The 11,670-nt window shown below is 67.2% G+C and carries 9 protein-coding genes; 8 read left to right on the top strand and 1 reads right to left on the bottom strand.

Features of this window, described 5'->3' with window-relative positions; genetic code table 11:
• The first annotated feature begins 224 nt into the window (after nt 1–224).
• The 6 genes from V7Z98_RS04610 (at nt 225) to V7Z98_RS04585 (ending at nt 6,882) form a co-directional block, all read left to right on the top strand.
• Entirely contained in the window at nt 225–695 is a 471-nt protein-coding gene (locus V7Z98_RS04610; RefSeq protein WP_293261072.1) for a hypothetical protein, read from the top strand.
• A gap of 420 nt (nt 696–1,115) precedes the next feature.
• Nucleotides 1,116–1,898 (top strand): sulfite exporter TauE/SafE family protein, encoded by a 783-nt coding sequence (locus tag V7Z98_RS04605; RefSeq protein WP_334157152.1) that lies wholly within the window; start codon nt 1,116–1,118, stop codon nt 1,896–1,898.
• Between the two features lie 165 nt (nt 1,899–2,063).
• Complete coding sequence (locus V7Z98_RS04600) at nt 2,064–3,209, top strand: ABC transporter substrate-binding protein (RefSeq protein ID WP_293261078.1); 1,146 nt, start codon at nt 2,064–2,066, stop codon at nt 3,207–3,209.
• 117 nt (nt 3,210–3,326) lie between these two features.
• The gene (locus V7Z98_RS04595) at nt 3,327–4,364 is read left to right on the top strand and encodes a branched-chain amino acid ABC transporter permease (RefSeq protein WP_293261081.1); all 1,038 of its coding nucleotides are present in this window, start codon (nt 3,327–3,329) and stop codon (nt 4,362–4,364) included.
• Entirely contained in the window at nt 4,364–6,133 is a 1,770-nt protein-coding gene (locus V7Z98_RS04590) for a branched-chain amino acid ABC transporter ATP-binding protein/permease (RefSeq protein WP_334157151.1), read from the top strand. Before V7Z98_RS04595 ends, V7Z98_RS04590 begins: the two co-directional genes overlap by 1 nt.
• Nucleotides 6,133–6,882, top strand: coding sequence for an ABC transporter ATP-binding protein (locus V7Z98_RS04585; protein WP_442951811.1), 750 nt, complete (start codon nt 6,133–6,135; stop codon nt 6,880–6,882). Before V7Z98_RS04590 ends, V7Z98_RS04585 begins: the two co-directional genes overlap by 1 nt.
• 201 nt (nt 6,883–7,083) lie before the next feature.
• Here V7Z98_RS04585 and V7Z98_RS04580 read toward each other — a convergent pair whose 3' ends face one another.
• Nucleotides 7,084–8,802 (bottom strand): response regulator, encoded by a 1,719-nt coding sequence (locus V7Z98_RS04580; RefSeq protein ID WP_334157149.1) that lies wholly within the window; start codon nt 8,800–8,802, stop codon nt 7,084–7,086.
• A 266-nt stretch (nt 8,803–9,068) separates the two neighbouring features.
• Between V7Z98_RS04580 and mnmG the strand changes: the two genes are divergently transcribed.
• Both mnmG and rsmG read left to right on the top strand, forming a co-directional pair.
• Nucleotides 9,069–11,003 (top strand): tRNA uridine-5-carboxymethylaminomethyl(34) synthesis enzyme MnmG, encoded by a 1,935-nt coding sequence (gene mnmG, locus V7Z98_RS04575; RefSeq protein ID WP_334157148.1) that lies wholly within the window; start codon nt 9,069–9,071, stop codon nt 11,001–11,003.
• The gene (rsmG, locus tag V7Z98_RS04570; RefSeq protein WP_334157147.1) at nt 11,000–11,647 is read left to right on the top strand and encodes a 16S rRNA (guanine(527)-N(7))-methyltransferase RsmG; all 648 of its coding nucleotides are present in this window, start codon (nt 11,000–11,002) and stop codon (nt 11,645–11,647) included. Before mnmG ends, rsmG begins: the two co-directional genes overlap by 4 nt.
• The last annotated feature ends 23 nt before the right edge of the window (nt 11,648–11,670 follow it).

The following is an 11,670-nucleotide window of genomic DNA, read 5'->3' as shown; positions in this document are numbered from 1 at the left end:
TTTTTTTATAAAACACGACAGAATTCGGCGTCTATAAAACGGGGAAGGGAAATCGAATCCCGAGCTGGTCGTCCGACACCAAATGCAATTCCTTCTCTTCGCTCATCGGCAGAGCAAGTCGTGGTGGCGTAAACGACTTTGATCCATCAGTGTTCCGGCAGGAAAAGAATTCTCTGCCGGATGTTCTGATCTGCCGTCCACCGGCGGCGGAAGGGGAAAACACCATGAAACCCAGCCCGATCGCCATTGGCTACGTCGCAACCGGAATTTCAGCCATATTCCTGCTGATCATCCCGTCGTTGGCCCTGGCCGATACCTCAGCCAACCTGACCTTGGGCGACCTGATGAACCAGGGCGCCGTCCAGCAATCCCGGGACGACCTCCTGTCGCTCCTGCCCGGTGCCAAGGTGAGCAACGTCAGCCGTAACGGCTCCGTGCGTCATTGGGAGAACATCGAGGGTAGGGAATTCGTTGCTTCCGCCACCAACCCAACGGCTGGGCTCAACTACGCCCGTTTCACCGGCAAGGGCTCCTGGCGCCTTGGCGATAACGGCACCTACTGCGTCCACATCGAATGGCCGGTGACTTCCGAGCAGTGGTGCCACTTCATTTTCAAGCTCGGAAGCAAGTACTACACGGTCAGGTCGACCACCGATCCGGCCAGTCCGGCCTACGAATTCACCTTCGTTCACTAACAACCCACGGTTTTGGAATTAGCGTTTTTCGTAGTTAAAAGCGCCGATCGTTCATTCATCTTCGTCGATCCTGCGAAGCCACGGAGGTTTTCCGTGGCTTTTTTCGTGCCGTTTCTGAAGGTGCCGGCTGTACATCGGTTTTCCTTATAGGATTTAAGTATGTAAACCGATAAAGATTAGTTAACCAAAGCCAAAGTCTGTGGATAACTAAAATTTGTACTGTAAAAACAAATCGTTGTTGCATTTTTTTGGGTGTGAGAAAGCTGCCCTGGGGGTTGTGGATAAAAGTAGAACAAGTTATCCACAGGCTGGCTTTCCTCTACTTATCCATCTCTTGTGCACAGGAATCGAGTCGGTTTTATCCCCGGAAGACCGTTTCTGCTACCTTGAACCCCCTTCTTCCGCCTTCCTGAAGCAGTCATGGACCTGTTCGCCGACCTACCTGCCGTTCTTCTGCCCCTGCTGGGTGCGGCGTTCGTCGCCGGCTTGATCGATGCCGTGGTGGGCGGCGGCGGCCTGGTGCAGATCCCCGCCCTGTTCACCGTGTTGCCCGGGGAAACCCCGGCCACCCTGTTCGGCACCAACAAGTGCGCCAGCGTGGTGGGCACCGCCAACGCCGCCTGGCGCTACGCCCGCCGGGTGAGGATGCCCTGGGGCACTACCCTGCCGGCTGCCATGGCGGCCTTCGCCTTTTCCTTCCTCGGCGCCATGGCGGTGGCCTGGCTGCCCAAGGAATCCCTGCGCCCCCTGATCCTGGCCCTGCTGATCGGCTCGGCGGCCTACACCTACTGGAAGAAGGATTTCGGTGCCCTGCATGCGCCAGCCCACGCCGGGTTGCGCGAAAAGGGCTATGCACTGGCCCTCGGGGCGGTGATTGGCTTCTACGACGGTTTTTTCGGTCCAGGCACCGGCTCGTTCCTGATCTTCCTGTTCATCCGCTTCTTCGGTTTCGACTTTCTGCACGCCTCGGCAGCATCCAAGGTGGTCAACGTGGCCACCAACCTGGCAGCCCTGGCCTTCTTCGTTCCCACCGGCCACTGGATTCCGGCCCTGGCTTTGGCCATGGCCCTGGCCAACATGGGCGGCTCCGTGGTCGGCACGCGGCTGGCCCTCTCCGGCGGCAGCCGCTTCGTGCGCAAGTTCTTCCTGGTGGTGGTGGGGGCGATGATCGTCAAGTTCGCCTGGGACACCTTCACGCGCTGAATCGGCCCGGCGGCACCGTTTCGCCACCTCGTCGCCAAGACCTCCGGGAGGCGGCCGCCGGGGCGATTTGCTATCATCCCGCGCTTGTCCCGCTTTTGGCTTCGCCGCACCAGTGCCGGATCGACCGGCCGTTTTCACCACAAGAAGGTTACGAGAGGAGAGACCATGCGTCGTCTGACCCTGCTTGCCGCGACCCTGGCCGCGCTGGGCGCCAATCTGGCCCACGCCGACATCAACGTGGGCGTGTCCCTGTCCGCCACCGGGCCGGCCGCATCCCTGGGCATTCCGGAAAAGAACACCTTCGCCCTGCTGCCGACCACCATCGCCGGCCAGAAGGTGAACTACATCGTCCTCGACGACGCCACCGATCCCACCGCCGCGACCAAGAACGTCAAGAAGCTCACCTCCGAGAACAAGGTGGACGTGATCGTCGGTTCCACCACCACGCCGAATTCCCTGGCCATGGCCGACGTGGCCGCCGAGACCGAGACGCCGATGATCTCCATGGCCGGTTCGGCCATCGTCGTCGAGCCGATGGACGCCAAGCGCTACTGGGTGTTCAAGACCCCGCAGAACGACGCCCACATGGCCACCGCCATCGTCGAGCACATGACCACCCACGGCGTGAAGACCGTGGCCTTCATCGGTTTCGCCGATGCTTACGGCGAAGGCTGGTGGAAGGAATTCGCCAAGATCGCCGAAGCGCGCAAGCTCAAGATCGTCGCTTCCGAGCGCTACCAGCGCAACGACACCTCGGTCACCGGCCAGGCCCTCAAGATCCTCGCCGCCAAGCCCGACGCCGTGCTGGTGGGTGCCGCCGGCACCCCGGCCGTGCTGCCGCAGAAGACCCTCAAGGAAAAGGGCTACAAGGGCCTGGTCTACCAGACCCACGGCGTGGCCAACCAGGACTTCCTGCGCGTCGGCGGCAAGGACGTGGAAGGCGCTTACCTGCCGGTGGGCCCGGTGGTGGTGGCTAACCAGCTGCCCAACGACAACCCGGTCAAGAAGGCCGCCCTGGAGTACGTGAAGAAGTACGAGGCCGCCCATGGCGCCGGCAGCGTCTCCGCCTTCGGCGCCCACGCCTGGGACGCCTCGATCCTGCTCCAGCACGCCGTCCCGCTGGCGCTGAAAAAGGGCCAGCCGGGCACCAAGGAATTCCGCAAGGCCCTGCGCGACGCCCTGGAAGGCACCACCAACGTGGTCGGCTCCCACGGCATCTACAACATGACGCCCCAGGACCACATGGGTTTCGATCAGCGCGCCCGGGTCATGGTGCGCATCGAGAACGGCACCTGGAAGTTGCAGAAGTAAGCCAGCCGACCTCGGGGGCGGCGTCCGCCACACCAGCGGACGCCGCCCCCGTTGTTTTACGTTTGAACGAAGCAAAGTAGCCACCGAAGCAACCAAGCTCACCGCAGCCGACCGACCATGGACTTGCAGATCCTCCTCCTCCTTGGCCAGGACGGGCTCACCAACGGGGCCATCTACGCGCTCCTGGCGCTGGCCCTGGTCCTGGTGTTTGCCGTCACCCGGGTCATCTTCATCCCCCAGGGGGAGTTCGTCGCCTACGGCGCCTTGACCCTGGCCGCCCTCCAGGCCGGCAAGGTGCCCGCCACCATCTGGCTGGCGGTGGCCCTCGGCGCCGTGGTCTTCGTCATCGACGCGGCGATCGCCCTGCGCGCCCGGGCCTGGCGCCGCCTGCCCGGCCTGGCCGCCCTCACCCTGGGCGTGCCCCTGGCGGTGGCGGCCCTGATCCACGGTCTGGACGCGGCCACCCTGGCCCTGCCGTTGCAAATCCTGCTCGCCCTGGCAGTGGTGGCGCCCCTGGGACCGCTCATCTACCGGCTGGCCTTCCAGCCCCTGGCCTCGGCGCCGGTGCTGGTGCTGCTGATCGTTTCGGTGGCCACCCACATGACCCTGATGGGCCTGGGCCTGGTCTTCTTCGGCGCCGAAGGCTTCCGCACCCCGGCCTTCTCCGACGGCAGCCTGGAACTCGGCCCGGCCACCCTGCAATACCAGAGCCTGTGGATCGTCGGCGTCTCCCTGGTGCTGATCGTCGCCCTCTACCTGTTCTTCGGCCGCACCCTCACCGGCAAGGCCCTGCGCGCCACCGCCATGAACCGCACCGGTGCCCGGCTGATGGGCATTTCCACCACCCTGGCGGGCAAGCTGTCGTTCTTCGTCGCCGCCCTGATGGGGGCTTTCTCCGGCGTGCTTGTCTCGCCGGTGACCACCCTGTACTACGACTCAGGCTTCCTGATCGGCCTCAAGGGCTTCGTCGGCGCCATCATCGGCGGCCTCATCTCCTACCCGGTGGCCGCCCTGGGGGCGGTGCTGGTGGGCCTGCTCGAATCCTTCTCGTCGTTCTACGCCAGCTCGTTCAAGGAAGTGATCGTGTTCACCCTGATCATTCCGGTGCTGCTGTGGCGTTCCCTGACCACCCGGCACGTGGAGGAAGAAGAGTGATGCGCCGCCACCTCCCCGTCGCCCTGTTCGTCGCCTTGCTCGCCTCCGGTCCCCTGTGGCTGCCCGAGTTCGGCGTCACCCTGCTCAACTACATCGGCCTCTACGCCATGGTCGCCCTGGGGCTGGTGCTGCTCACCGGCGTGGGCGGCATGACCTCCTTCGGCCAGGCCGCATTCGTCGGTCTGGGGGCGTACACCACCGCCTACCTGACCACCGCCCACGAACTATCGCCCTGGCTCACCCTGGTGATCGGCTGGATCATCACCGGCGGCTTCGCCCTGCTGCTCGGCGCCATCACCCTGCGCCTGTCCGGCCATTTCCTGCCCCTGGGCACCCTGGCCTGGGGCATCAGCCTATACTTCCTGTTCGGCAACCTGGACGACCTGGGCGGCCACACCGGCCTCACCGGCATCCCGCCGCTGAGCCTGGGCAGCCTGGAGCTCAAGTCCGGCGAATCCCTCTACTTCCTCATCTGGCTGATCGTCCTGGCCTTCGTGCTGGTCACCCGCAACCTGCTTGATTCGCGCACCGGCCGGGCCATCCGCGCCCTCAAGGGCGGCGTGGTGATGGCCGAGAGCATGGGGGTCAACACCACCCGGGTGAAGATGGTGGTGTTCCTCATCGCCGCCCTGATGGCCGCCACCTCGGGCTGGCTGTACGCCCACCTGCAACGCTTCGTAAACCCGACTCCGTTCGCCCTCAACATGGGCATCGAGTACCTGTTCATGGCGGTGGTGGGCGGCGTCGCCCACGTCTGGGGCGCCATCGTCGGCGCCGGCCTGATCACCGTGCTCAAGCAGTGGCTGCAGGACCTGCTGCCCCAGTTGCTGGGCAGCGACGGCAACTTCGAGATCATCGTCTTCGGCCTGCTCATGATCTTCATGCTGCAACGCGCCCGGGACGGCATCTGGCCCTTGGTGCTCAAGCTTTTCCACGGCCTGGGCGCCGCGCCCCGGGCCCGGGTCCTGCCCGAGGCCGAGCCCCTGGAGCGCCGCCCGGCGCGCAAGGCCGGCGAAGTGCTGCTCGACGCCCGCCAGGTGACCCGCCGCTTCGGCGGCCTGGTGGCCAACAAGGACATGAGCCTGTCCGTCGCCGCCGGCGAAATCCTCGCCCTGATCGGCCCCAACGGCGCCGGCAAGAGCACCTTCTTCAACCAGATTTCCGGGGTGGACACCCCCACCAGCGGCGAGATTTCCTTCCTCGGCGAACGGGTGGACGGGGCCGAATCCCGGCGCATCGCCCGGGCCGGCATGAGCCGTACCTTCCAGCACGTGCGCCTGCTGCCGACCATGACCGTGCGCGAGAACGTGGCCCTGGGCGCCCACCTGCGCGGCCACGGCGGCTACCTGGCCGCCGCCCTGCGCCTGGAGCGTAGCGAAGAGGCCCGCCTGCTGCGCGAGGCCCAGCGTGCCCTGGAGCGGGTCGGCCTGGCCGACTACGCCGACCAGCCGGCCGGCAGCCTGGCCCTCGGCCAGCAGCGCATCCTGGAAATCGCCCGGGCCCTGTGCGCCGATCCCTGCCTGCTGCTCCTCGACGAGCCGGCTGCCGGCCTGCGCTACCTGGAAAAGCAGGCCCTGGCCGAGCTGCTCAAGAGCCTCAAGGGCGAAGGCCTGGGCATCCTGCTGGTCGAGCACGACATGGACTTCGTCATGGGCTTGGCCGACCGGGTGGTGGTGATGGAATTCGGCGAGAAGATCGCCGAGGGCCTGCCCGCCGAGATCCAGACCAACCCGGCGGTGATCGAGGCCTACCTGGGCGGCGTGGAGTGATGAGCGGCATGGAACAGAAGAACAAACCCCTACTCGAAGTCCGCGACCTGGCCGTGGCCTACGGCAAGGTGGAAGCCTTGCAAGGCGCCAACCTGACCCTGCGCCAGGGCGAGCTGGTCACCGTGATCGGCCCCAACGGCGCCGGCAAGACCACCCTGCTGTCGGCCCTGATGGGCCTGCTACCGGCCCGGGGCGATGTGACCCTCGACGGCCAGCCCCTCTCCGCCGACGTGGACGTGGAAGCCCGGGTCGGCCGGGGCATGATCCTGGTGCCGGAAAAGCGCGAGTTGTTCGCCGAGATGAGCGTCGAGGACAACCTGCGCCTGGGCGCCTTCTCCCGCCGCGCCGAGGGCCGTGCCGCCCGGGACGACACCCTGGCCGAGGTCTACGACCTGTTCCCGCGCCTCAAGGAACGGCGCGGCCAGGAGGCCGGCACCCTGTCCGGCGGCGAGCGGCAGATGCTGGCCATGGGCCGGGCCCTGATGGCCAAGCCTCGGGTGCTGATGCTCGACGAGCCTTCCCTGGGCCTGGCGCCGCTGATCATCCGCGAGATCTTCCGCATCGTCGCCGAGCTGAAGAAGACCGGCGTGTCAATCCTGCTGGTGGAGCAGAACGCCCGGGCCGCCCTCAAGGTGGCCGACTACGGCTATGTGCTGGAAACCGGCCACGTCGCCCTGGAAGGCCCGAGCGCCGACCTGGCGGCGGACGAGCGGGTGGCGGCCACCTACCTGGGCGGCAAGAAGGGCTGAGGCCGCAGGGCCGCTACTTCGCGGCCCACGATTTCCCTTCGTCTTCCCCGCGCTGGGCGCGGTATTCCGGATCGGGCGGCAACGCCCCGGAACACCGCGCCCAGCTTGCGTTTACGCGGTGCCATCGCGCAGAGCGAGCATTGGCGCGGAGATTCGCAAGGGTGCCTTCGAGGTCCGCGCCAGGCGCGGAGTTCAGAGGGGTCAGCCCTGGGGTTCCGGGTCCGGCGCGGTGATCGGCGGCACCAGGATGCCGTACTTCTTGCCCACCCGCTGGTAGAACTCCCAGGCGGCGAACAGCTTGGGCGAGCGCGGGTCCCGTTCCCGGGCCAGCTTCAGGTAGCGCCGGCCGCGCAGGGCCATTTCTTCCTGCCAGCCCTTGTGTTCGAGCAGGGTAAAGATGGCGTTGGCGGCGTTAACCAGGAACTGCAGGTTGGGCACCCGCTCGGCGGCCTGGATGAGCAGGTCCACCGAGGCTTGCAGGTCGCCGCCCTGGGCGGCGCTGACGCCCCGGTTGTTGAGGGTGACGATCTCCTGGCTGACCTCGGCCAGCAACGCCTGGCCGGCCTCTTCCTTGCCCGCCTTCTCGAAGGCCTGGCGGATGTGGGACAGGGTGGCTGGGTCGTCGTGGTGCACCGCCGCTAGCCGCTTCATCAGCCCGCCGCCTTCCTCGTCCTTGCCCTGGGCCAGGCAGGCCTGGGCCAGTTCCACCTGGAGCCGGCGCGAGGCGGCCTCGTGGCCGCCCTCGGCCACCAGGGTGTCGTGCAGGGCCAGGGCCTGGTCCAGGTGCTTGCGCGCCCCGCTCTCGTTGCCCTCTTTGCGGCAGGCTTCCGATTCGAGCACCAGGGAGGCCAGTTCGGCCTGCTTGTCGCCGCGCCGCTCGCGCTTCAGGTCCTGGATCACCTGCCGGGCGGCGTTGATGTTGCCCTTTTCGATCAGCACCTTGGACAGGTTGGCGTAGTCGTCGGCGCAGGCCAGGGTGGAGCCCCGGGTCCGGGCCAGGGCGTTCTGGTAGGCCCGCTCGGCCTGGGCCAGATCGCCGTTGCGGCTGGCCACGTCGCCCACCAAGCGCTGGCGCTGGGTGTTGTGGGGGGCGATGCGCCCGGCTTCGAGCAGGGTTTCCTGGGCGGTGGCCGAATCGCCCCGTTCTTCCTGCAAGCGGGCGAGGAAGTCGTAGGCCGCCAGGTATTCCGGGCAATCGCGCAGCAGTTCGCTGAGCAGCGCTTCTGCCTCCTCGGCGGCGCCCCGGGCGTGCAGCGCCACCGCCAGCCCCATGCGTGCCCAGGGCAGGGGCTTGTCGGCCAGCACGCGGCGGAACACGGCTTCGCCGTCGGCATAGCGGCCGGCCGAGTTGAGGGTTTCGCCCTGTAGGCGCAGCGCTTCGCCGGCGTGGGCCGGCTGGTTGGCGACGATGGCCTCGCAGGCGGTCACCGCGGCGGCCCAGTCGCCCTTTTCCAGGGCGGCGTAAGCGGCGGAAAAGATTTTTTTCTTGAACAGGGCCCGGGCCAGCCGGGCTTGCAGCTGGTCGGCGGTGAACGGCTTGATCAGGTAGTCGTCCGGGGTCAGTTCGGCCACCGAGGCCACGTGCTGGTAGCCCCGCTCGGCGGTGACGATCATGAACACGGTGGACAGGGGGATCAGGTGGCGGTGGCGCAGCTCTTCGAGCAATTGCTGGCCGTCCCGGCCGTCTTCCAGCACGTAGTCGGAAAAGATCACCCCGAACTCGTGCTTGGCCACGTGGCGCAGGGTTTCCCAGGCCGAGCTGGCGCCGTGCACCTGGGTCACCCCCAGGGTCGACAGCATGGTGCGCAGGGCGTTGCGGGCGTTGGGGTGACGATCCACCACCAGTACGCGCAGGCGCAGCAGCTGGTCCTGGAGGGAGGCGAGCAGGGCGTTGGATTGTTGGACGGAAGGAGCGGCCATGGGGGCAAGAACGGTTGTTTGGGCGGCGAACTTAAGGGATGTGGCCCGCATGATGCAAGGGACATGAATAAAGCATGACAGGTTCCTGGGATCGCCACCGGACGGGAGGCGGACGCGGCTGGCGTCGCAAGATCGCCAGGATCGGGCGAAAAGCGGTTAAAATTCAGCCCATTGGCGCATTGTCCCGGCCCGGGCCGGGACGGGATGGCGTATAATCCCTGCCCCTTTTCCGCAGTCCTCGTCCGCTCCGCCTGGAGTCCTTCCCCATGCTGTACCCCGAATCCTTTGACGTTATCGTCGTCGGTGGCGGCCACGCCGGCACCGAGGCGGCCCTGGCCGCGGCCCGCGCCGGGGCCAAGACCCTGCTGCTCACCCACAACCTGGAAACCCTGGGGGCGATGAGCTGCAACCCGTCCATCGGCGGCATCGGCAAGGGCCACCTGGTCAAGGAAGTGGACGCCCTGGGCGGCGCCATGGCGGAAGCCACCGACGAGGGTGGCATCCAGTTCCGCATCCTCAACGCCTCCAAGGGCCCGGCGGTGCGCGCCACCCGCGCCCAGGCCGACCGGGTGCTGTACAAGCAGGCGATCCGCAAGCGCCTGGAAAATCAGCCTAACCTGACCCTGTTCGCCCAGGCCTGCGACGATCTGATCGTCGAGGGCGACCGGGTGGTGGGCGCCGTCACCCAGCTCGGGGTACGCTTCTCCGCCCGGGCGGTGGTGCTCACCGCCGGCACCTTCCTCAACGGCCTGATCCACGTCGGCCTGCAAAACTACACCGGCGGGCGCATGGGCGATCCTCCGTCCGTATCCCTGGCCGCCCGCCTCAAGGAACTGAAGCTGCCCCAGGGCCGCTTGAAGACCGGCACCCCGCCCCGCCTCGACGGCAAGACCATCGACTTCGCCGGCATGGAGCCCCAGTACTCGGACGACCCGCTGCCGGTATTTTCCTTCCTCGGCAACGCCGCCCAGCACCCCAGGCAGCTGCCCTGCTGGATCACCCAGACCAACGCCCGCACCCACGACATCATCCGCGACAACCTGGACCGTTCGCCGATGTACACCGGGGTGATTGAGGGCGTCGGGCCGCGCTACTGCCCATCCATCGAGGACAAGATTCACCGCTTCGCCGGCAAGGACAGCCATAACGTCTTCCTCGAACCGGAAGGCCTGGACACCCACGAGATCTACCCCAACGGCATCTCCACCAGCCTGCCCTTCGACGTGCAGCTGCAGATCGTGCGTTCGATCAAGGGCCTGGAGCGCTGCCACATCCTGCGTCCCGGCTACGCCATCGAGTACGACTACTTCGACCCGCGCGGCCTGAAGTCGTCCCTGGAGACCAAGGCCATCGGCGGCCTGTTCTTCGCCGGTCAGATCAACGGCACCACGGGGTATGAGGAAGCCGCCGCCCAGGGTCTTTTGGCCGGGGCCAACGCCGCGTTGCAGGCCTTGGGCAAGGACGCCTGGTGCCCCCAGCGGGACGAGGCCTACCTGGGGGTGCTGGTGGACGACCTGATCACCCGCGGCGTCTCCGAGCCCTACCGCATGTTCACCTCCCGGGCCGAGTACCGGCTGCAACTGCGCGAGGACAACGCCGACCTGCGCCTCACCGAGACCGGCCGGCGCCTCGGCCTGGTGCCGGACGCCCGCTGGGATGCCTTCTGTCGCAAGCGCGACGCCATCGAGGCCGAGCGCCAGCGCCTCAAGGCCACTTGGCTGCATCCGGGCAAGCTGCCCGCCGGCGAGGCCGAGCGGGTGTTCGGCAAGCCCCTGGAGCGGGAATACCACCTGCACGACTTGCTGCGCCGGCCCGAGGCCAGCTACGCCAGCCTGATGACCCTGCCCGGCGCCACAGAGGGGCGCGCTGAGGCGGCCCTGGACCCGCAGGTGATCGAGCAGGTGGAAATCCAGGCCAAGTACCAGGGCTACATCGACCGCCAGCAGGACGAGGTGGCCCGCGCCGCGGCCTATGAAAGCCAGGTGCTGCCCGCCGACCTGGACTACGAGACGGTGGTCGGCCTGTCCAAGGAAGTGCGCGGCAAGCTCGGCCAGCACCGCCCGGAAACCCTGGGCCAGGCCTCGCGCATCCAGGGCATCACCCCGGCGGCGATCTCGCTCTTGGTGATCCACCTGAAGAAGCTCACCGGCCGCAACGGTTCCGCCGGCCAGGGCGCCTCCTCGGCCCAGTCCGCCGCATGAGCGCCGCCCGACTGACCGCCGGGCTGGCCGCCCTGGGCCTGGACCTGGACGCCGCTGCCCAGGAAAAGCTGCTGGCCTACCAGGCCCTGCTGCTGAAGTGGAACCGCACCTACAACCTCACCGCCCTGCGCGACCCGGCCAAGGTGCTGCCCTACCACCTGCTCGATTCCCTGGCGCTGCTGCCCTTCGTCGGCGACGGCGACCTGCTCGACGTGGGCAGCGGCGGCGGCATGCCGGGCATCCCGGTGGCGATTTCCCGACCCGACCTGGCGGTGACCCTGGTGGACAGCAACAGCAAGAAGGTGGCCTTCCTCACCCAGGCGGCTATCGAACTGGGCCTGCCCAACGTGACTGCCCGCTGCGCCCGGGTCGAGGAGCTGGAGCGCCCCGGTGGTTATCCCCAGATCACCTCCCGGGCCTTTGCCGAGCTGGCCGACTTCATCGCCCTGACCCGCAAGTTGATCGCCCCGGGCGGGCGCTGGCTGGCCATGAAGGGCGTCTATCCGGCCGAAGAGATCGAGCGGCTCGATGCCGCACGCCTGGGGGTCGAAGTGGCCGCGGTGCATCCGCTCGCCGTCCCCGAGGTGGAGGGCGAGCGCCATGTGGTGATCGTGGTGCCGGAAGGCGCCGCCGCATCGGCGTAACATGGCGTCCGGCATCATGACTA

The organism is Oryzomicrobium sp. (genome assembly GCF_036820405.1).
GTDB lineage: Bacteria > Pseudomonadota > Gammaproteobacteria > Burkholderiales > Rhodocyclaceae > Oryzomicrobium.
The sequence above is the reverse complement of the archived record's forward strand: the minus strand, read 5'-3'. Positions and strand labels throughout refer to the sequence as shown.

Coding starts and splice junctions, on each gene's coding strand:
- mnmG (WP_334157148.1), top strand. CDS start 9,069: ATGCTGTACCCCGAATCCTTTGACGTTATCGTCGTCGGTGGCGGCCAC.
- V7Z98_RS04580 (WP_334157149.1), bottom strand. CDS start 8,802: ATGGCCGCTCCTTCCGTCCAACAATCCAACGCCCTGCTCGCCTCCCTC.
- V7Z98_RS04590 (WP_334157151.1), top strand. CDS start 4,364: ATGCGCCGCCACCTCCCCGTCGCCCTGTTCGTCGCCTTGCTCGCCTCC.
- V7Z98_RS04585 (WP_442951811.1), top strand. CDS start 6,133: ATGAGCGGCATGGAACAGAAGAACAAACCCCTACTCGAAGTCCGCGAC.
- V7Z98_RS04605 (WP_334157152.1), top strand. CDS start 1,116: ATGGACCTGTTCGCCGACCTACCTGCCGTTCTTCTGCCCCTGCTGGGT.
- rsmG (WP_334157147.1), top strand. CDS start 11,000: ATGAGCGCCGCCCGACTGACCGCCGGGCTGGCCGCCCTGGGCCTGGAC.
- V7Z98_RS04600 (WP_293261078.1), top strand. CDS start 2,064: ATGCGTCGTCTGACCCTGCTTGCCGCGACCCTGGCCGCGCTGGGCGCC.
- V7Z98_RS04595 (WP_293261081.1), top strand. CDS start 3,327: ATGGACTTGCAGATCCTCCTCCTCCTTGGCCAGGACGGGCTCACCAAC.
- V7Z98_RS04610 (WP_293261072.1), top strand. CDS start 225: ATGAAACCCAGCCCGATCGCCATTGGCTACGTCGCAACCGGAATTTCA.